This window comes from Streptomyces ficellus, assembly GCF_009739905.1.
GTDB lineage: Bacteria > Actinomycetota > Actinomycetes > Streptomycetales > Streptomycetaceae > Streptomyces > Streptomyces ficellus_A.
In genome coordinates this window covers 3,911,171-3,930,066 of sequence record NZ_CP034279.1, presented here as the reverse complement: position 1 = coordinate 3,930,066, position 18,896 = coordinate 3,911,171, and the positions used below count along the sequence as shown (strand labels likewise).

At 72.5% G+C, this 18,896-nt stretch carries 24 protein-coding genes; 8 read left to right on the top strand and 16 right to left on the bottom strand.

Annotated features, from left to right (window positions below; translation table 11 throughout):
• Positions 1–83: 83 nt before the first annotated feature.
• The 3 genes from EIZ62_RS17560 to EIZ62_RS17550 all read right to left on the bottom strand — a co-directional run bounded on the left by EIZ62_RS17560 (position 84) and on the right by EIZ62_RS17550 (position 1,776).
• The gene (locus tag EIZ62_RS17560; protein WP_156693597.1) at positions 84–665 is read right to left on the bottom strand and encodes a hypothetical protein; all 582 of its coding nucleotides are present in this window, start codon (positions 663–665) and stop codon (positions 84–86) included.
• 26 nt (positions 666–691) lie between these two features.
• The gene (locus tag EIZ62_RS17555; RefSeq protein ID WP_156693596.1) at positions 692–1,096 is read right to left on the bottom strand and encodes a helix-turn-helix domain-containing protein; all 405 of its coding nucleotides are present in this window, start codon (positions 1,094–1,096) and stop codon (positions 692–694) included.
• Positions 1,097–1,197: 101 nt separating this feature from the next.
• Entirely contained in the window at positions 1,198–1,776 is a 579-nt protein-coding gene (locus EIZ62_RS17550) for a dienelactone hydrolase family protein (RefSeq protein WP_156693595.1), read from the bottom strand.
• A gap of 182 nt (positions 1,777–1,958) precedes the next feature.
• Here EIZ62_RS17550 and EIZ62_RS17545 point away from each other — a divergent pair, with 182 nt between their 5' ends.
• The 4 genes from EIZ62_RS17545 (at position 1,959) to EIZ62_RS17530 (ending at position 6,397) form a co-directional block, all read left to right on the top strand.
• Entirely contained in the window at positions 1,959–3,107 is a 1,149-nt protein-coding gene (locus EIZ62_RS17545) for a MerR family transcriptional regulator (RefSeq protein ID WP_156693594.1), read from the top strand.
• 204 nt (positions 3,108–3,311) lie between these two features.
• Positions 3,312–4,082, top strand: coding sequence for a cyclodityrosine synthase (locus EIZ62_RS17540; RefSeq protein WP_244375759.1), 771 nt, complete (start codon positions 3,312–3,314; stop codon positions 4,080–4,082).
• On the top strand, positions 4,072–5,268 hold the full coding sequence (locus tag EIZ62_RS17535; protein ID WP_156693592.1) for a cytochrome P450: 1,197 nt from the start codon (positions 4,072–4,074) through the stop codon (positions 5,266–5,268). Before EIZ62_RS17540 ends, EIZ62_RS17535 begins: the two co-directional genes overlap by 11 nt.
• 154 nt (positions 5,269–5,422) lie before the next feature.
• Positions 5,423–6,397: a zinc-binding dehydrogenase gene (locus tag EIZ62_RS17530; RefSeq protein WP_156696456.1), complete on the top strand. Its 975-nt coding sequence runs from the start codon at positions 5,423–5,425 to the stop codon at positions 6,395–6,397.
• A gap of 214 nt (positions 6,398–6,611) precedes the next feature.
• On the opposite strand, the gene EIZ62_RS17525 is transcribed toward EIZ62_RS17530, so the two are convergent.
• A complete protein-coding gene (locus EIZ62_RS17525; RefSeq protein WP_244375757.1) occupies positions 6,612–7,358 on the bottom strand; it encodes a TetR/AcrR family transcriptional regulator in 747 nt (248 codons plus the stop codon).
• Between the two features lie 126 nt (positions 7,359–7,484).
• Between EIZ62_RS17525 and EIZ62_RS17520 the strand changes: the two genes are divergently transcribed.
• Together EIZ62_RS17520 and EIZ62_RS17515 are read left to right on the top strand one after the other, a co-directional pair.
• Positions 7,485–8,438, top strand: a complete 954-nt coding sequence (locus EIZ62_RS17520; protein ID WP_156693590.1) for an ATP-binding cassette domain-containing protein — start codon at positions 7,485–7,487, stop codon at positions 8,436–8,438.
• The gene (locus EIZ62_RS17515; RefSeq protein ID WP_156693589.1) at positions 8,431–9,186 is read left to right on the top strand and encodes an ABC transporter permease; all 756 of its coding nucleotides are present in this window, start codon (positions 8,431–8,433) and stop codon (positions 9,184–9,186) included. Before EIZ62_RS17520 ends, EIZ62_RS17515 begins: the two co-directional genes overlap by 8 nt.
• Here EIZ62_RS17515 and EIZ62_RS17510 read toward each other — a convergent pair.
• The 4 genes from EIZ62_RS17510 to EIZ62_RS17495 all read right to left on the bottom strand — a co-directional run bounded on the left by EIZ62_RS17510 (position 9,154) and on the right by EIZ62_RS17495 (position 12,733).
• Positions 9,154–9,711 carry an HAD family hydrolase gene (locus EIZ62_RS17510; RefSeq protein ID WP_244375755.1) on the bottom strand — a complete coding sequence of 186 codons (558 nt, stop codon included), beginning with the start codon at positions 9,709–9,711 and terminating at the stop codon, positions 9,154–9,156. The genes EIZ62_RS17515 and EIZ62_RS17510 overlap by 33 nt on opposite strands.
• A 53-nt stretch (positions 9,712–9,764) precedes the next feature.
• The gene (locus EIZ62_RS17505; RefSeq protein ID WP_156693588.1) at positions 9,765–11,006 is read right to left on the bottom strand and encodes a GNAT family N-acetyltransferase; all 1,242 of its coding nucleotides are present in this window, start codon (positions 11,004–11,006) and stop codon (positions 9,765–9,767) included.
• 108 nt (positions 11,007–11,114) lie between these two features.
• Entirely contained in the window at positions 11,115–12,077 is a 963-nt protein-coding gene (locus tag EIZ62_RS17500) for an asparaginase (RefSeq protein ID WP_156693587.1), read from the bottom strand.
• A 41-nt stretch (positions 12,078–12,118) separates the two neighbouring features.
• A complete protein-coding gene (locus EIZ62_RS17495) occupies positions 12,119–12,733 on the bottom strand; it encodes an RsiG family protein (protein WP_156693586.1) in 615 nt (204 codons plus the stop codon).
• A gap of 114 nt (positions 12,734–12,847) precedes the next feature.
• On the opposite strand from EIZ62_RS17495, the gene dtd reads away from it, so the two are divergent.
• On the top strand, positions 12,848–13,273 hold the full coding sequence (gene dtd / locus EIZ62_RS17490; RefSeq protein ID WP_156693585.1) for a D-aminoacyl-tRNA deacylase: 426 nt from the start codon (positions 12,848–12,850) through the stop codon (positions 13,271–13,273).
• Between the two features lie 46 nt (positions 13,274–13,319).
• On the opposite strand, the gene ygfZ is transcribed toward dtd, so the two are convergent.
• Genes ygfZ through EIZ62_RS17475 form a run of 3 tightly spaced genes read right to left on the bottom strand, consistent with a single transcriptional unit; the run spans position 13,320 to position 15,441 of the window.
• A complete protein-coding gene (gene ygfZ / locus EIZ62_RS17485; RefSeq protein ID WP_156693584.1) occupies positions 13,320–14,300 on the bottom strand; it encodes a CAF17-like 4Fe-4S cluster assembly/insertion protein YgfZ in 981 nt (326 codons plus the stop codon).
• A gap of 9 nt (positions 14,301–14,309) precedes the next feature.
• Positions 14,310–14,813 (bottom strand): Fur family transcriptional regulator, encoded by a 504-nt coding sequence (locus tag EIZ62_RS17480; protein ID WP_156693583.1) that lies wholly within the window; start codon positions 14,811–14,813, stop codon positions 14,310–14,312.
• A gap of 55 nt (positions 14,814–14,868) precedes the next feature.
• On the bottom strand, positions 14,869–15,441 hold the full coding sequence (locus EIZ62_RS17475; protein WP_156693582.1) for a heme-binding beta-barrel domain-containing protein: 573 nt from the start codon (positions 15,439–15,441) through the stop codon (positions 14,869–14,871).
• Between the two features lie 263 nt (positions 15,442–15,704).
• Here EIZ62_RS17475 and EIZ62_RS17465 point away from each other — a divergent pair, with 263 nt between their 5' ends.
• Complete coding sequence (locus EIZ62_RS17465) at positions 15,705–16,067, top strand: DsrE family protein (RefSeq protein ID WP_156693581.1); 363 nt, start codon at positions 15,705–15,707, stop codon at positions 16,065–16,067.
• Positions 16,068–16,080: 13 nt separating this feature from the next.
• Here EIZ62_RS17465 and EIZ62_RS17460 read toward each other — a convergent pair whose 3' ends face one another.
• From EIZ62_RS17460 to EIZ62_RS17445, 5 genes are all read right to left on the bottom strand, one after another.
• Complete coding sequence (locus EIZ62_RS17460; protein ID WP_156693580.1) at positions 16,081–16,344, bottom strand: DUF3099 domain-containing protein; 264 nt, start codon at positions 16,342–16,344, stop codon at positions 16,081–16,083.
• Positions 16,345–16,462: 118 nt separating this feature from the next.
• Positions 16,463–16,750, bottom strand: coding sequence for a DUF1416 domain-containing protein (locus EIZ62_RS17455; protein ID WP_064067594.1), 288 nt, complete (start codon positions 16,748–16,750; stop codon positions 16,463–16,465).
• Between the two features lie 52 nt (positions 16,751–16,802).
• Positions 16,803–17,648, bottom strand: coding sequence for a sulfurtransferase (locus EIZ62_RS17450; RefSeq protein ID WP_156693579.1), 846 nt, complete (start codon positions 17,646–17,648; stop codon positions 16,803–16,805).
• A 172-nt stretch (positions 17,649–17,820) separates the two neighbouring features.
• Positions 17,821–17,901 (bottom strand): putative leader peptide, encoded by an 81-nt coding sequence (locus EIZ62_RS32945; RefSeq protein ID WP_350497993.1) that lies wholly within the window; start codon positions 17,899–17,901, stop codon positions 17,821–17,823.
• Positions 17,902–18,138: 237 nt separating this feature from the next.
• Positions 18,139–18,831, bottom strand: a complete 693-nt coding sequence (locus tag EIZ62_RS17445) for an LmeA family phospholipid-binding protein (RefSeq protein ID WP_156693578.1) — start codon at positions 18,829–18,831, stop codon at positions 18,139–18,141.
• Between the last annotated feature and the right edge of the window lie 65 nt (positions 18,832–18,896).

Genomic DNA, 18,896 nt, shown 5'->3' with positions numbered 1-18,896 from the left:
CGGTACAACGCCCCGGCCACGCCGAATGTGCCCGGCCGTGGCAGGGGCGGAGGCCGGGGCCGGGCACGTTCGGGGAGCGGCGCCTAGCTGTCCGACGCCGTGGACTTCTTCGCGGCCGGCTTGCGCGGCGCGGGGGCCTTCTTGGCCGTGGCGGCCTTCTTCGCGTCCGGCGCCGTGGCGGCCGCCTGCGAGGTCTGCGCCGCCTTCGGCTCCTCGACGCGCGGCTCGGGGTCCGGCTCGACGGCGATGGCGATCTCGTTGATCTCCTCGGCGGCCTCGCCACGCCACTGCTTCACGGCCTGCTCACCGTGCTCGGCGACCTTCTCGTACGCCTCGCGCGCCCTGACGGCGTACTCGGCCGCCACGCCGACGCTCCGCAGCGCCAGGTTCTGGGCGTTCTCGCCGAGCTTCTTCAGGTCGGTGTCCAGGGAGCCGAGCACCTCGGTGACCTTCGCCTGCACGGTGGCCTGGGCCTCCTTGGCCTGCGTGCTCACCTTCTCCTGCACGGCCTTGGGGTCGCTGTTGCGGACCGCGTCGATGCGCGCGGGCGCCTCCGCGGCGATCTGCTCGATCAGGCCCGGAACCTTCTTCGCCTGCTGCACGGCGAGGTCGGCCGTACCGGCGGCGAAGTAGAGGGGCGTGCGGAGTTCTTCGATGATGGCCACGACTGTGGTCCTCCCGGATCGCAGAGTCAGACTTCGGGTGAGGTGCCGTCCTCGGTGATGTGATCGGCACCTTTCATCTCCGTATCGAGTCCGTTCTCCTTGCGGAACGACTCGTAGATCTGGAGCAGCACCTGCTTCTGCCGCTCGTTGATCGACGGGTCGGCGAGGATGACGGCACGCGTCTCCAGTTCCTCGCGCTCGCGCTCGTCCAGGATCCCGGCCCGCACATACAGCGTCTCGGCGGAGATCCGCAGCGCCTTGGCGACCTGCTGGAGCACCTCCGCGCTCGGCTTGCGCAGTCCGCGCTCGATCTGGCTCAGATACGGATTGGACACCCCGGCGGCATCGGCGAGCTGACGCAGCGACAGCTGCGCGGTGCGCCGCTGTTCGCGCAGGTACTCACCGAGATTGCCGACGTTGAGTGATGCCATGCTCTCGATGGTGCACCCACTTGCTAACTATTGCAAGCGAGCGCTTGCAATAGTGTCGCCCGCCACGTGCCCGCGACTCGGACCGGGACCGTCGTCGATCCCTACCCGATGCGGTCGAGGAAGCCGAGCACCCGACGGTTGACCTGCATCGCGGCCTGTTCGTCGTAGGACGGCAGGCTGCTGTCGGTGAACAGGTGCCTGTCGCCGGGGTAGAGGAACAGCTCGGCATCCGTCACCGTCTCAACGACCGCGCGGGCGGCGTCCCGGTCGCCCTCCCCGGCGAAGAACGGGTCCGCGTCCATGCCGTGGATCTGAACCGGGACGTCGCGGGGCCAGGCGGCGCCGAACTCCGCGACCGGGACGCACGCCTCGAGCAACAACGCACCCTGTGCGCCCGGGCGAGTCTGGGCCAGCTTCTGCGCCGGCAGGACACCGAGCGAGAAGCCCACGTAGACGAGCTCCGCGGGCAGCCCCTCCGCGACGGCGGCCCCGCGCGCGATGATCGTGCCGAACCCGACGCTCCCCGCGTAGCCGGCGCCCTCCTCGAGGCTGTCGAACACCCGCCCCTCGTACAGATCCGGAACGTGGACGGTGTGTCCGGCCCCCCGCAACACCTCGGCGAAACCGCGAACGCCGGCGGTCAGCCCGTGTCCATGGTGGAAGACCAGCACCTCGGCCATGTCGCTCCCCTCGCACTTCGATGCCCGGACGGCACCGCGGCACGAGTATGGACCGCAGGTCCGACAACCTCAGGCCGGCCGCCCCGAACCCCGCTCCCCCGCCCCCCCGTTGACCTTCACCCTGGGGAAGCCCGCAGCATCGGTGGGGCCGGGTGAGGTGCCCGGCGCGGGGAGGAGCGAGCATGCGGTTGCTGACCATCGGGGCGTTCGCGAAGGCGTCCCGGCTGTCGCCGAAGGCCCTGCGGCTGTACGACGAACTCGGCCTGCTGCCACCGGCCCGGGTCGACCCGGTGACCGGTTACCGGCTGTACGCGCCGGAACAACTGGACCAGGCCCGGCTGGTCGCCTGGCTCCGGCGCCTGGGGATGCCGCTGGCCCGTATCCAGCACGTCCGAGGGCTGGACGCGGGCGCGGCGGCCCGGGAGGTCCGGGCGTTCTGGGCGGAGACCGAAGCCGACACCGCCGCACGGCGGGACCTGGCCACGTTCCTCATCGACCATCTGTCACGGAAGGACCCTGCCATGCCCCCGTCCGCCCAGCGCCTGGGAATCCGTTACGCCGCGCTTTCCGACACCGGCCTCGTCCGCGAGAGCAACCAGGACACCGTCCACGCCGGATCCCGCCTGCTGGCCGTCGCCGACGGCTTCGGCGCCCTGGGCGCCCCCGCGAGCGCCGCCGCCGTCGACGCGCTCAAGCACCTCGAGACCACCGGCGTACCGGCGGGCGATCTCCTCAACGTCCTGGAAGACGCCGTCGAGCAGGCCGCGCAGGCCGTGCGCGGCGTCGTCACCGGCACCAGCACCGGCGGGATGGCCGGCGCCGACGGGGTCAATGGTGCCGATGGGTCGGGCCGGGCCGGCTGTCCGCCCGAGGAGGCCGGCACGACGCTCACCGCGATGCTCTGGACCGGGTCGCAGCTGGCCCTCGTCCACATCGGCGACTCGCGCGCCCATCTTCTGCGCGACGGAGAGCTGTTCCAGATCACGCACGACCACACCATGGTGCAGACGATGGTCGACGAGGGCCGCCTCAGTCCGGAGGAAGCCACCTCCCACCCCCAACGGTCGCTGCTGGTAAGGGCCCTGGGCCCCGGCGTCGACGGCACTCCCGAGATGCGCCTGCACGACGCCCGGCCGGGGGACCGCTATCTGCTCTGCTCCGACGGCCTGTCCACCGTCGTCCCGGCCGGGGAGATCCAGCGGGTGCTGGCCGAGGCCCCGGAGCCGGAGCAGGCGGTACGCGCCCTCGTCGCGCTCGCCAACGGCTCCGGCGGCCCGGACAACGTCGGCTGCGTGGTGGCTCATGTCGTCGAGCTCCAGCAGCCGGAGTGAGGGCGGGCGAACCGTCCCAGAAACCGGCGAAACCGGCGCACAAGATGAACAAGAGATGACACTAAGGGTAAGTCCGCGTGTACACAGGGGTAACGACAAGCCTCTCGTTGACACTCTCCGTGGTCGGAAGCTAACTTCACGGCGTCGTCGCCACACCAGGAGCACGAGGCTCCATCGGGACTAGCGATGCGAAGGACTTCCCAGTTGACGACTGAGACCGTCTTCGAGATTCGGCCCTTCACCGCTCCGGACACCGGCACCGCTGCCGGACTGTTCACCGTTCAGCCCTACACCGCCCACTGCCAGGTGATCCGCGCCGAAGGCGCCCACGCCGTGATCGGCGTCTCGCCCGGCAACAGCTATTTCTCCGCCCAGCGCGTCACCGACCTGGCGCGCTGGGGCCTCGCCCACTTCGACCGGGTCGACTTCGTCTACACCGACCTCCATGTGGCCGAGATGTACGAGGCGTCCGGCTACACCGCCGAGGACGCCCGCCGCAAGGCCGTGAAGAACCTGCGCGGCGTACGCGCCAAGGTCACGGGCGCCGTCGCCGCCGTCGACCCGGACGGGCGGCGCCTGCGCGGCCGGCCCATGTCGGCGTTCCTGGACAACCCGGCCTACCGGGAGATACGCCGGGACCTACAGACCCGGCTGGAGACCGACCAGGACTTCCGGGCCGCCTGCGACGCGCTCATCGACTCCTTCCTCTCCTCCAAGGTCCTGCACGGGAACGCGCCCACGGCCCGCCAGCGCGAGGTGTGCGTCGAGTACGTGCGCGCCGAGGCCCCGCTGTTCCTGGACACCCCCGCCATCCTGGGCGTGCCGTCGTCCCTCAACTGCTACCACCAGCTGCTGCCCATGGCCGAGCTGCTCTACTCGCGCGGCTCCGGGCTGCGCGCCTCGCGCAACCAGGGGCACGCCATCGTGACCCCCGCACAGCACGCCGCCGAAGGAGACGCCTCCGATGTCCGTTGAGACACTGCCCGACGACCTCCTCGACTTCCCGTTCTCCTGGCGCGGCGACCGCATTCCCCCCGAGGTCGAACTCCTGCGCAAGGAACCGGTCAAGCGGGTGCGGACCATCGCCGGCGACGAGGCGTGGCTGGTGTCCTCGCACGCCCTGTGCAAGCAGGTCCTCGAGGACCCGCGCTTCAGCCTCAAGGACACCTCGGCACCGGGCGTGCCCCGGCAGTACGCGCTGACGATCCCGCCCGAGGTCGTCAACAACATGGGCAACATCACCGGCGCCGGCCTCCGCAAGGCCGTCCTCAAGGCGCTCAACCCGAAGGCGCCCGGGCTCACCGAGTGGATGCGGTCGGCCGCCGCCGACCTGGCCGACCGCATCCTCGCCGACGGCGCCCCCGGCGACCTGCGCGCCGGGTTCGCCGACCCGTACTCCGCCGCCATGCACTGCCACATCCTCGGCATCCCGCAGGCGGACGCGCCCCGCCTGATGCGCAGCCTGGACATCGCGTTCATGAACTCCGCCTGCCCGATCGCCGGGGCCAAGCTCAACTGGGACCGCGACATCGCCTACATGGTGGAGCGGCTGGACGACCCGGCGACCACCGGGCTGATGGCCGAACTGGCGGCCCTGCGCGGCGACCCGGAGTACGGACACCTCACCGACGAGATGCTCGCGACGGTCGGCGTGACCATGTTCGGCGCCGGGGTGATCTCCACCGCCGGGTTCCTGACCATGGCCCTCGTCTCCCTCATCCAGCATCCCGAGCTGAAGACCGAACTCCTCGCCGACCGCACCAAGATCCCGGCGGCCGTCGACGAGTTGCTGCGGATCAACCTCTCCATCGGTGACGGCCTGCCGCGCCTGGCCCTGGAGGACGTGACGCTCGGGGACGTGGAGGTGAAGAAGGGCGAGCTGCTCCTGGTGCTCGTCGAGGGCGCCAACTTCGACCCCGAGGTGTTCACCGACCCGCACACCGTGGACCTGACGCGCGACAACAGCGCGGCCCACCTCTCCTTCGGCGGCGGCCGCCACTACTGTCCCGCGACCGCGCTCGGCAAGAAGCACGCCGAGATCGCCCTGGAGACCGTGCTCGACCGGATGCCGGGCCTCCAGCTCGCCGTGCCGATCGAGCAGTTGGTGTGGCGTACGGGATTCATGAAGCGGATCCCGGAGCGGTTGCCCGTGATGTGGTGACCGGCCGGTGAGACCGGGACCGCCGCCTCAGGAGGGGGCGGCGGTCCCTGTGCGATCAACGGCATTGACCTCAAGCGCACGTGACGTCCGAGGCTCGGTACCGCGGGCGCCGGACGGACCGGATCACGGCCGCGGGCGGAGGGGTGTGAGTGCGATGCGCGCGGTGCGGGCGGTACGGTTCGGCGGTCCGGAGGTCCTGGTCCCGGCGGACGTCCCGGAACCGGTGGCGGGCCCCGGCCAGGTGCTGGTGGACGTCGCCGCGATCGACACGATCTTCCTGGAGACCCAGTTGCGGTCCGGCTGGGGCGGCGACTACTTCCCGCTCGAACCGCCGTACGTCCCCGGAGGCGGCATCGCCGGTACGGTACGGGCCGTCGGCGCGGGCGTCGACGCCGCGGCGTGGGTGGGCCGCCGGGTGGTCGCCTCGACCAGGGTCACCGGCGGGTACGCCGAGCGGGCCGTCGCCGACGCGGCCGGGTTGACGCCGGTTCCGGACGGGCTGGCGTTCACGGACGCGGCGGCCCTCGTCCACGACGGAGTGACGGCGTTCGCGCTGATGGGCGCGACCGGACCGAAACCCGCCGAGACCGTGCTCGTCGTCGGCGCGTCCGGCGGCATGGGCACCCTGCTGGTCCAGCTCGCGCGTGCGGCGGGCGCCCACGTCGTCGGCACCGCGCGCGGCGCGCGCAAAGCGGCGCTCGTACGCGAACTCGGCGCCCACGCGGTGATCGACACGAGCGCCCCCGACTGGGCCGGCCGCGCCCGTGACGCCCTCGGCCCCGCCGGGGCGGACGTGGTGTTCGACGGTGTGGGCGGCGAGGTGGGCGCGGCGGCGTTCGCGCTCGTGGCGGACGGCGGACGGTTCTCCGCGCACGGCGCGCCGACCGGTGGCTTCGCCGCGATCGACCCGGCGGCGGCGGAGCGGCGGGGTGTGCGGCTGCTGGGCATCGACGACGTGCGGCTGGCGGCGGAGACGCACACCGGGTTGGCCGGGCAGGCACTCGCCCAGGCGGCGGACGGGCGCCTGCGGCCGGTGATCGGCGGCGTGTTCCCCCTGGAGCGGGCGGCCGACGCCCACACGGCCATCGAGAACCGCACCCTGCTCGGCAAGGTGGTGCTCACCGTCTGACCGGCTAGCTCCGCCGCCGACGGACACGGCCGCCGCGTCCGCCACTCGCGCGGTCGCCCCTCGCGCCAGGGCGCCCGCCCACCGACCGGTTGGGCCCTCGTGTCAGGGCGGGCCCGCGCACCCGGGCAGCGCTCGCCCGCTGGGTCGGGCCACCGCCCCGGTCAGGCCGCCCCGGCCGGGGGCATCCTCCGGGCCACCACCCCCGACCCCCACCTCACTCCCCCGCGATAAGCAGACCCACGCCGTCCAGGACCCGCTCCAGGCCGAAGCGGAACTCGTAGTCGGGGGTGTCCGGTTCGTCCAGGACGCCAGCTGCCAGCATGCGGGCGACGGCCGGGTAGCGGTCGGGGTCGGCCAGCCGGCGGAGCGTGCGGCCGTAGCGGGCCATGACCTGCTGGGGCGTGTCGCCGGTGGCGCGGATGGCGGCGTCGATGTCGGCCATGAGTGCGGCCTCGCTGCGGACGTAGCCGCCGACCAGCACGATCACCGAGATCTTCGTACCTTCGTCGAGCCCGGTGTTCTCGAGGGCGACCATCCCCCACTCCCACCAGGCCACCGAGTTCGGGGTCATGGGCGGTCCGGTGATGGGGACGCGCAGCGCCCACAGGTTGCGCCGGAGCGCGGCGCGCTGGGCCCAGGCCCAGTCCGTGAGCGCCTCGCGCCAGCCGGTGCCGGGGGCGGGCGGCGGGGGCGGCGGGCCGACGGCGCGGTCCACCATCAGGAGGTACAGCTCGTCCTTGGCGGCGACGTACCGGTACAGGGACATCGTCGAGGCGCCGAGTTCCTTGGCGACGCGGCCCATGGAGACGGCCGCGAGCCCCTCGGCGCCCGCGACGTCGACCGCCGCGCCGACGATCCGGTCGATGCTCAGCCCCGGCCTCGGCCCCTTGCCGGGCCGTTCGCGCAGGCCCCAGGCGGCCTCGATGCTCGGCGGCAGCCCCGTACCGTCCGTGTCGTCCATCCCCCGGCCTCCTTCTGCTTGACGCCATCCTAGTAATGCGTAACTCTTACGCAATAACGCGTATGCCATACGCAGTAATAGGAGCGCGTGTGACCTTCACCGGAAGCACGCGGAAGGGGGAACACCATGAGCGGCGCCCACGCCACACCAACCCCGGAACCGGCCATCGAGGCCACCGGCCTCCGCAAGTCCTACGGCGACGTCACCGTTCTCGACGGCATCGACCTCCGCGTCGGACGCGGCACCGTCCACGCCCTGCTGGGCCCCAACGGAGCCGGCAAGACCACCACCGTCCGCATCCTCGCCACGCTCACCCGCGCCGACGCCGGCCGGGCCCGGGTCGCCGGGTACGACGTGGCCGCCGACCGCGCCCGGGTACGCCGGGCCATCAGCCTGACCGGGCAGTTCGCGGCCGTGGACGCCATGCAGACCGGCGAGGAGAACCTGCGCATGATGGCCCGGCTGTCAGGCCTCTCCCGCGCGGCCGCCGCCCGCCGCGCCGGTGAACTCCTCGAGCGCTTCTCCCTCACCGACGCCCGCCACCGCCTCGCCGGCACCTACTCCGGCGGCATGCGACGCCGCCTCGACCTCGCCGCCGGGCTGGTCGGCGACCCCGAGGTGGTCTTCCTCGACGAGCCGACCACCGGCCTCGACCCGCGCAGCCGCCGCGAGTTGTGGGACGTGGTCGCCGAGGTCGCCGCACGCGGCGCGACGGTCCTGCTCACCACCCAGTACCTGGAGGAGGCCGACCGGCTGGCCGACCGGATCGGCGTGATCAACGCCGGACGGCTCGTCGCCGAGGGCACCGCCGACGAGCTCAAGTCCCGCGTCGGGGGCCACCGCCTGGACCTCGTCACCACGGACGAGCACGCCTACCTCCGCCTGAGCCCCCGCGCCGTCCACCACGACCCGGACGCCCTCACCCTCGGCATCCCCACGGACGGCACCGCCGCCCACGTACGCGCCCTCCTCGACGAACTCGACCCGCACCGGACCGACATCGCCCGCCTCAGCGTGCACAGCGCCACGCTCGACGACGTCTTCCTCGCCCTGACGGCCAAGGAGCCGGCCCATGTCTGACACCCTCACCCACGCGCTCACCCTCACCGGCCGCGGCATCCGCCTCAGCCGCCGCAACGTCGACGCCGTCATCACCGCACTGGCCCTGCCGGTCATGCTGATGCTGATCTTCGTCTACTTCTTCGGCGGCGCGATCGACACCGGCACGCAGTACGTGACGTACGTCGTCCCCGGCGTCCTCCTGCTCTGCGCCGGCTTCGGCTCCTCGACCACCGCCGTCCGCGTCAGCGAGGACATGAAGGAAGGCATCGTCGACCGCTTCCGCTCCCTCGACGTCGGCGCGACCCCGATCCTCGCCTCGCACGTCGTCGCGAGCACCGCCCGCAACCTGCTGTCGACGGCCCTCGTCCTCGGCGTCGCCTTCCTCATCGGCTTCCGCCCCGCCGCCTCCGCCACCGGCTGGCTCGCCGCCCTCGGCATCCTGCTCGCCTTCGTCCTCGCCATCTCCTGGCTCTCGGCGGCGGTCGGCCTGCTCGCCCGCACCCCGGAGGCCGCGAGCGGCTTCACCTTCTTCATGATGTTCCTGCCCTACCCCAGCAGCGCCTTCGTCCCCATCGACACCATGCCGACCTGGCTGCACGGCTTCGCCGACCACCAGCCGGTCACCCCGGTGATCGAATCGCTCCGGGGCCTCCTCCTCGACCAGCCGGTCGGCACCGCCCCCGCGCTCGCACTCGCCTGGTGCGCCGGGCTCATCGCGCTCGCGGTGGGCCTGTCAGGAGCGCTGTTCCGTCTCCGTACGCGCTGAGAGCCGGGCCGCCGCGCGGACTGCGTCGAGCACCGGCTCCAGCGACGGCACCGCCCACCTCGCCCCGGCCCGGCGCAGCAGCGCGGCGTGCCGCTCGTCGCGGCCGTGGCCGAGGAAGGGCACACCCGCGTCCCGCGCGGCCACCAGCTCCTCGGGCGTGGCGCCGATCATCAGGGACGTCTCCGGCCGCGCGCCCAGCGCGGTCACCGCGTCCGGCACGCCGCCGTACACGTGCCGCCCGAAGCAGCCGGTCAGCCCCCGCCCGGTGAGGTACGCCCGCACCGCGGCCGGGGGCGTGTCCCCCACCACGGCGAGCCCCGTCCCCACCGCGGCCAGGGTCCGCACCAGCGGGTCGGCGTAGGGCGTGGGCCACGCGGCCGACGAGGCCCGCAACCGGCACAGGGGTCCGTCGAAGCCGAACAGGACGTGCTCGGTGCCGCCGATGACGTCGATCAGGTCGTCGTACACGTCTGCCGCCAGGGGGTCGGGGGCCAGGGGTAGGACGAGGGTGCCAGATCCCGGCACGTCCGGACAGCCCCCTTAAGCACCACTCCCCACGACCGCCCCGGCACACCGCCCTAGAACACGTCCGGGCACCACGGCCGGCGCGGGGTGCGCAGGAGCGCGTCCGCGGTGGCGGCCGCGCCCGGGGTCGTCTCCTCCACGCGCCCCAGGGCCGCGAGCCGTACCGCCGACTCGTCGCCCAGGTACAGCGTCCCCAGCTCCGCCACGTCCATGACCAGGTCCGGCGCCGCCGTGGTCGGCGCGCAGGAGGCGCCCTGCGGCGAGGCGTCCAGCCGGAAGCGGCCGCCCGCCAGGCCCGCCGGGTCGCGCAGCTCCAGCACGAGGGCGCCGGACCCCGCGTACGTACGCGCCTCGAGGGCGCCCACGACGTCGAGGATCCGCACCCACAGGAAGTCGGCGTGCGTGGTGACGCGCGCCGCCCGCGGGTCGGGCAGCAGCAGCGGCAGCAGGTCGTCCGGGGCGCGGAAACCGCTGGTCACCTTGGTCATCCAGTCGATGGAGCAGACGAAGTGCCACAGCGCGCGCTCGGCGGCCGGGGTGAGGGCGATCAGGTCGCGGACGGTCGCCCCGCACAGCGGCTGCTTGTGCTCCCACGTCTCGTCGGTGGTGTAGCCGATGTACCCCTCGACGTCCCCCGCCGCCGAGCGGTACGTCGCGTAGAAGGGCTCCGTCCACGGCCGGCCCGGCAGGCGCAGCGCGCCCGTGCTGACGTCCCAGGTGCGCCGGCCCCGGCTGACCACACCGTGCCGTCCGGCCCGGAGCCGGTCGTGGAGAGCCGGGCCGAGCTTGCGTATCTCCTCCACCGCGACCAGGTCGACCCTGCCGCCGTCGTCCGGGCCGGACCAGCGCGGGTCGAGACCGGCCCGCCGTACGTCGACGGTCCACTCCGTGGTCCAGGTGGCCGGGCCGAACCCGTACCGCCCGTAGATCGGGTACTCGGCGGCGATCAGCGTCGCCACCGCGTCGCCGCGCTCCTTCGCCACCGCGAGGTCCGCCCCGATCATGCGGCTGAGCAGCCCGCGCCGCCGGTGCGTCGGCGAGACGGTCACACTGGTCACCCCGTTCGCGGCGACCCGCGCGCCCCCGGGGACGGTCAGCTCCTGCGGGAACGAGCGGTACGTGGCGACGCAGCGCCCCTCGTCGAACGCCCCCCGGGTACGGGCGAGGTCGATGTGCGCCCGCCATTCGGCGACCTCGTCGTCCGGCACGACGGGCGGCTCCAGGAACCCGGTGCGGCGGGCGCGCAGCCAGTCGGCCAACTCGGACTCGGTCACCGTGCGGACGTCGACGCTCATGGGCGTCACGCTAGGGGCCCGTCTCCCGCACCCGCACCCCGTTTTCCGCGGCGCCCCTCCGTGGCCCGGCATGCCGCGGTGCCCCGCGGGAGCGCCCGGCCTCCTCCGTCAGAACGCGGCCCGGATCTCGCCCACCCGCTCGCCGCCGCCCAGCAGCGGCACGTCCGCGATCCGGCCGACCACCGGCGCGTCGACGTCCAGCATGCGCAGCGCCCGGGCCAGCACCGGCCCCAGGGCCCGCCCGGAACCGTCGTCGATCTTGAACGCGAGGGCCCGGCCGTCCGCCAGCGCGACCGCCTGCACCGCCTCGGCGCCCATCTTCGACAGCGTCCCCGGCACCTCACGCATCAGCCAGGTGTCCGGGCGCCGCGTCCCCGCCACGTACTCGGGGTGGGCGCGCATCGCGTCGGCGACCCGCCGCTGCGGCGTCCCCGGCTCGGCGAGCACGTACGAGCGGAAGGCGCGGGCCAGGCCCACCAGGCTGATGGCCATCAGCGGCGCACCGCACCCGTCGGTGCCGACCGCGGGCACGCCCTCGCCGGACGCCGCCCGCACCTCGTCGAGGATCAGCTCCTGGAGGGGGTGGCGCGGGTCCAGGTAGGTGGCCGGGTCCCAGCCGTTCACCGCGCAGGCGGCCAGCATCGCCGCGTGCTTGCCCGAGCAGTTCATGGTGATCCGCTCCCGGACGCGGCCGGCGGCCAGGTACGCCTCCGCCTCCACCGGGTCCAGCGGGAGGTCGGGCGGGGTCTGGAGGTCGGCCTCGGTGAAGCCGTGCTCGGCGAGCATCTTGCGGGCGAGGTCGAGGTGGAACGGCTCGCCGGAGTGGCTCGCGGCGGCCAGCGCCAGCCGCTCCCCCGACAGGTCCAGGCCGGCCCGCAGCAGGGCCGCGGCCTGCATGGGCTTGTTGGACGAGCGCGGGAAGACCGGGGCCGACGGGTCACCGGCCGACATCTCGACGGTGCCGTCCGCGGCCAGGATGACCAGCGACCCCCGGTGGTGGCCCTCGACGAAGCCCGAACGGACGACTTCGGCGAGGACCGGGGGTATGACGGCGGTGGCGGAGGAGGTCATGACGGCCGGCCTTCCGGGACGGTGACCTGTCTCCCGGATGCTCAGCGGAGCAGGTCGTCTACTTGTGCTTCGCCTTCACGGTACCTGCGGGCGATCTCGGCACTGCAATCGTCGGCCGTCCGCTGGAGCTGCTGCCGGCGGCGGGAGACCTGCTGTTCGTAGCGTGCGAGCCGTCCCATGGCCGCGTGGAGCTCTTCGTCCGTTCGGGCGGTCAGGTCCGACAGCTCCACCTCCGCGAGCATCTCGGCGGCCAGCCGCCGGTACTCCTCGCCGCGCGGGGTGCCGAGGGTCACGTGCCGGGCCGACGAGCGGTGCCGGGACGGGGTGTCCGCGAGGATCTCCGACAGCCGGTCCACCACCGGGACCCCGTCGACGACCGGCTCGTCGGGGCCGCCGCGCCGCCCGAGCTCCGCGCGCAGGATGTCGATCCGGCCCTGGAGCAGCCTTCGTACGTAGCTCAGGTCAGCCTCGTCGCCGTGCGAGTCGCGGCGCAGGGTCCGCAGCTCCGGCAGCCGCATGGCCCTCACGTCGTGCGCCTGTGCCTCCGGCAGGACGGCGTCAGCGGTCCGCTGGGCCGGAGGCCGCAGCGCTCCTCTGCCACCGGCACATGTCATCGGTACGGGATGTGGCGTCTGCCCGGCGCCAGGTGTACTCATAGGAATCCGTCCCCTCGACCGGTGCGGAACGCACCGCCTGAGAGGCATGGTGCCATTTGTGCCAGTGTCGATGCAGGCGCCTGCACCCGTTCGGACGCGGATAGGTTGGTCTGTATGCGTGCAGTGGTACAGAGGGTCGACGGGGCGAAGGTCGTCGTCGCCGGTGAGACCGTCGGGGAAGTCGTCGGCGAGGGATTGTGCGTGCTGGTGGGCGTCACCCACGACGACACGCCGGAGAAGGCGGCGCAGCTGGCCCGGAAGCTGTGGTCGGTGCGGATCCTGGACGGCGAGAAGTCCTGCTCGGACGTCAATGCGCCCTTGCTGGTGATCTCGCAGTTCACCCTCTACGGGGACGCCCGCAAGGGCCGGCGGCCCACCTGGAACGCGGCGGCGCCCGGCGAGGTCGCCGAGCCGCTGGTCGACGAGGTGGTGGCGCGGCTGCGGGAGCTGGGGGCCACGGTGGAGACGGGCCGGTTCGGAGCGGACATGCGGGTCTCGCTCACGAACCACGGCCCGTTCACGATCGTCATCGACGTCTGACGGCCGTCCACGGCCCGGGCGGCCGTCCACGGCTCCGGCCGGCCGTCTACGCCTCGACCACGACCTCCTGCGCGGCGGCCGTGGTGCCCGCCAGCAGCTCGGCGTCCACCGGCACGTTGCGCTTCACCAGCGCGAGCGCGATGGGCCCGAGCTCGTGGTGGCGTACGGAGGTGGTGACGAACCCGAGCTGCCGGCCCTCCTCGCCGTCCGCCTTCAGCCGGACGGGCGTGCCGGGCGGCGGCAGGTGGACCTCGCTGCCGTCGAGGTGCAGGAACACCAGCCGGCGCGGCGGCTTCCCCAGGTTGTGGACACGGGCCACGGTCTCCTGCCCCCGGTAGCAGCCCTTCTGGAGGTGGACCGCGCTGCCGATGAGGCCGATCTCGTGCGGGATGGTGCGGTGGTCGGTCTCGAAACCGAGCCGGGGCCGGTGCGCCTCGACGCGCAGCGCCTCGTACGCCAGGATCCCGGCGCGCGGCCCGTGCGCGTCGGCGTACGCCGCCAGGTCGCCACGCGGCAGGAACAGGTCCCGGCCGTGGGAGGTCTCCCGTACGGCCACGCCGTCGGGGACGTCGGCGATGGAACCGGCCGGCAGGTGCACGACGGCGATGTCGTCCGTGCGGTCGGCGACCTCGACCCGGTAGAAGAACTTCATCGACTCCAGGTAGCCGATCAGCGACTCCTGCGTGCCGGGCTCGACGTGCGCCCAGACCGTCTCGCCGTCGTCGACGAGGTACAGGGCGTGCTCGATGTGCCCGTTCGCGGAGAGGACCAGCGCGTCGGTCGCGTGGCCGGGCGGCAGGTCGCTCACGGCTTGCGTGAGCAGCAGGTGCAGCCAGCCGAGCCGGTCGTCGCCGGTGACGGTGACGACACCGCGGTGGCTCAGGTCGACCATGCCGTCGCCGGCGGCGAGGGCGCGCTGTTCGCGGAACAGGTCGCCGTAGTGCGCGGCGACGCCTTCGTCCCGCCCCTCGGCGGGCACGGCGCCGGGCAGGGACAGCAGAGGGCTGGTCGGTGATTGTCGCAGCATGCGATCAGCCTACGACTCGCCGCCGGACGGAGCCTGCGCCTGTGAGCCGGTCCGGCTCTCGCGACCCGCCTTGTCGGCCGCGTCGGCCTGCTCGGCCCTGTCGGTGCAGCCCGCGCACCGGCCGAAGATCGCGAAGTGCTTCAGGTCGGTGTCGAAGCCGAAGGTGCGGCGGAGCTTCGCCGTGAACTCGGCGGCCACGTCGACGTCCGCCTCGATGACCTCCGTGCAGTCCCGGCACACCAGGTGCAGGTGGTGGTGCCGGTCCGCGAGGTGGTAGGTCGGGGCGCCGTGCCCGAGGTGGGCGTGGCTGACCAGGCCGAGCTCCTCCAGCAGCTCCAGCGTCCGGTAGACGGTGGAGATGTTCACGCCGGAGGCGGTCTTGCGCACCTGGACCAGGATGTCGTCCGGTGTCGCGTGCCCGAGGACGTCCACCGCCTCCAGGACGAGCTGGCGCTGGGGGGTCAGCCGGTAGCCGCGCTGTCGCAGGTCGCTCTTCCAGTCGGTGCTCACCACGCGCTCCAGTGTAGGAGCACCGACCGGGGATACCGAGGGCTGCGGGGAGAAGGGCCTACTTGAAGAAGGTGATGCCGTCGTCCGGCAGGTCGCCCAGGTCCTTGGCCCACGCCTCGACCTGCTCGGGCGTGACGACCTTCTTCAGGTGGGCGGACATGTACGGGCGCAGCGGGACCTCGGGCGTCGACTTCTCGCCGACCCACATCAGGTCGCCCTTCACGTAGCCGTACAGCCGCTTGCCGCCGCTGTAGGGGCCGGAGGCGGCGGTGCGCGCCACGGCGTCCGTGGCGAGGTCGATCTGCGGCTTCTGGTCGGCGAGCTCGCCGTACCAGACCTCGACGATGCCCTGGTCGCGCACCATCACGATCTCGACCTTGCGCTCCTTGTCGATGCGCCAGTAGCCGCTCTCGGACTCCAGGGGCTTGACCTTGTTGCCCTCGGCGTCCAGGACCCAGGAGTGGGAGGTGTACTCGAGGAAGTCCCGGCCGTCGTGGCTGAAGGTCACGGACTGGCCGAAGTTGCACTTCTCGGCGCCGGGGAAGTCGGAGACGCCCGCGCCCTCCCACGTGCCCAGGAGGAACGCGAGGGGGACGAGGTCCGGGTTCAGGTCGGACGGGATCTCGATCATGAGCAGCTCTGTCGATCTGTGAGGAGTGGGCGGCCTGTGGGCGTGGTCAGCGCTGGCCCTGGTACAGCTTCTTCACGGTCAGGACGGCGAAGCCGAGCACGCCGACGCAGACCAGGACCAGCAGGGCGGAGAAGAAAGCCTCAAGCACAGGGTGCTCCTCGGTGAGCTGTAAGGGCGAAGAAAGGGCCGGGTCCCAGCGTAATGGGTGGGGCGGCGGCCTTCCGTGTGAGGTTCGGCCCAGGGCCGGCACTAGAGTTCCGCACATGGCGAAGAAGCTCGTGATCAAGGTGACCGCCGGGGCCGACGCCCCCGAGCGCTGCTCGCAGGCCTTCACGGTGGCGGCGGTCGCCGTGGCCAGCGGCGTGGAGGTCTCGCTGTGGCTGACCGGTGAGTCGGCGTGGTTCGCGCTGCCGGGGCGGGCGGGCGAGTTCGAGCTGCCGCACGCGGCGCCGCTGCCGGACCTGATCGACTCGATCCTGGCGGGCGGGCGGATCACGCTGTGCACCCAGTGCGCGGCGCGGCGCGAGATCACCGAGAAGGACGTGCTGGAGGGCGTGCGGATCGCCGGGGCTCAGGTCTTCGTCAGCGAGTCGCTCGCCGACGACACCCAGGCGCTCGTGTACTAGCACGGGGCCGCACCTACGGTTCGCGGCGCTTCTTGCCGTCGAGCTCGTCCCACCACTCGTCGGACGTGGGGTCGCCGGAGGGGTCGTCCCACCAGCGGTCCTCCGGGCCCCGCCGGTTGGCGACCATCGCGGCGACCGGCGGGATGACCATGGCGACGACGCACATGGCGACGGCGGCGGGAACGGACCACAGCCGCACCACGGCCCAGGCGCCCACGAAGAGCACCAGGCAGGCCGTCATCATCCCGAAGTAGACGTGCCGACGGCGGGCGTACATGTCTCCAGCGTAGGCCGGGAACGACCGGAGGGCCGCACCTCGGTCCCGGTAGCGTCCAACCCCTAGGAGGTGCGGCCCTTCGGCCGGTAGGCGTGCCGTCTCGCGGCGGCGGGTGCCGTCAGACGGCGATGGCGACCTCGGCCAGGCCGCCCTGCTGGGCGACGACCGTGCGGTCGGCGGTGCCGCCCGGGACGAGGGCGCGGACGGTCCACGTACCCTCGGCCGCGTAGAAGCGGAACTGGCCGGTCGCGGAGGTCGGGACCTCGGCGGTGAACTCGCCGGTCGAGTCCAGCAGGCGCACGTAACCGACGACGGGCTCGCCGTCCTTGGTCACCTGGCCCTGGATGGTGGTCTCACCGGGCTTGATCGTCGAAGCGTCCGGGCCGCCGGCCTGTGCTCCACACATGGGTACTCCTGAGGGGTCTTCGGGGGGGAGGGGGAGGACGGGAGGTCCGGGACTACTTGTTGGCGCCGATCTCGATCGGCACGCCGACGAGGGAGCCGTACTCGGTCCACGAGCCGTCGTAGTTCTTGACGTTCTCCTGGCCGAGCAGCTCGTGCAGCACGAACCAGGTCAGGGCCGAGCGCTCACCGATGCGGCAGTAGGCGATCGTGTCCTTCGCCAGGTCGACCTGCTCGTCGGCGTACAGCGCCTTCAGCTCGTCGTCCGACTTGAACGTGCCGTCGTCGTTGGCGTTCTTCGACCACGGGATGTTGCGGGCGCTCGGCACGTGGCCGGGGCGCTGCGACTGCTCCTGCGGGAGGTGCGCCGGGGCGAGCAGCTTGCCGCTGAACTCGTCGGGGGAACGCACGTCGACCAGGTTCAGGTTGCCGATCGCGGCCACGACGTCGTCGCGGAAGGCGCGGATCGAGGTGTCCTGGGCCTTGGCCTTGTACTGGGTGGCCGGGCGGCTGGGGACCTCGGAGCCGTCGACCAGGTCGCGGGAGTCGAGCTCCCACTTCTTGCGGCCGCCGTCGAGGAGCTTGACGCTCTGGTGGCCGTACAGCTTGAAGTACCAGTAGGCGTACGACGCGAACCAGTTGTTGTTGCCGCCGTAGAGGACGACGGTGTCGTCGTTGGAGATGCCCTTCGCGGAGAGGAGCTTCTCGAAGCCCTCCTGGTCGACGAAGTCGCGGCGCACCGGGTCCTGGAGGTCCTGCTTCCAGTCGATCCGGACGGCGTTCTTGATGTGGTTCTTGTCGTACGCCGAGGTGTCCTCGTCGACCTCGACGATGACGACCTTCGGGTCGTCGATGTGGGCCTCGACCCAGTCGGCGTCTACCAGGACGTCGCTGCGGCTCATGCTGTTCTCCTCCGGGGCAGTCTGCGGCGGGGTGTTGCGGTGTGGCGAGGTTGGTGCCGGGTGCTCTTCGTGTCGTCGCGTACGGGGGTACGGGTCTACGTGGCGGTTTCGGCACAGGGGCGGGCCCGGGGTGTGCGGACGGGCCCTGGGACGCGGGAGGTCGGGCTCCCGCTCAGACGGAGCGACAGAGCATGGCGGCGACGCGGCACAGGTCTACTGCCCGCCGCTTCGTGAGGTCCGCCTGTCGCTTCATGACGCCGATCGTAGGGACGGACGGGCGGCCGTGTCACCGGCGTGTCGCATCGTGAGACACGATCGTCCGCCTGATGGGATGCGATGGGGTCCGGAGGGGTGACGGGCGACCCGCTCGGCGGGCGCTGCCCCGCGCCATCTGCGGAGCGGACGCCCTCGTCTCACGATGTGGCCGAAAGTGCCCGCTCGGCCTCCCGGCCCCCGGCGAGCAGCCCAGGAATGGAGTGGACGGGGGTGCTCAGCCCGTCAGGACGACGTCCGTGCCGGTGACCGTGACCACGACGCCGTCGGACGCGGCCTCGACCTTCTGGAGCTTCAGCCCGGACGGGAGCCCGCCGACCTGCCGGTCGAAGTCGGTGCGTTCGCGGATGCGCTGCTCCAGGCCCGGGATGCCCTCGCCGGGAACCTTGTCCGCCCGCACCCGGATGGTGTCGTCGCCGGCGAGGCTGACCGAGGACAGCACGCTGCGCGTGACCTTGCCCAGGACCGGCACCTCGACGCTTCCGGTGACCTTGACCTTGCCGTTGCCGCCGTACCCCAGGGTGACGTCCTCGCCGGACGCCGCGCCCAGGTCGGCGTAGGAGATGCGCGCGGTGCCCGAGGCGGAGGCGGCGACGGCGCGCGAGAAGTTGTCCTCCAGCCGCACCTGCTTCAGGGCGGCCTTCATCTCGGTGACGCGGACCTTGCGGCCGCCGGCCGACGCCTCCACCCCGGTGAGGGTGACGTCGACCTGGTCCAGCTCCTTGCCCATGACCTGGGTCAGGAACGGGAAACCCTTGATGGAGACGGCGGCCGAGTCGGCCCGGCCCTGGGCCGCGCCCATCCGGTCGGCGGCCTCCGACTCGGCGTAGTTCACCGCCAGGCGGTCCGCGATGGTGAAGAGGCCACCGAGGATCACGGCGGTGATCAGCAGTATTCGCAGTGCTCGCATTGCCCGGTGTTCCCCCACCCTGTCCGCGACCGGCCGGCCCCCGGCGTCGTCATGATCGACGCTCA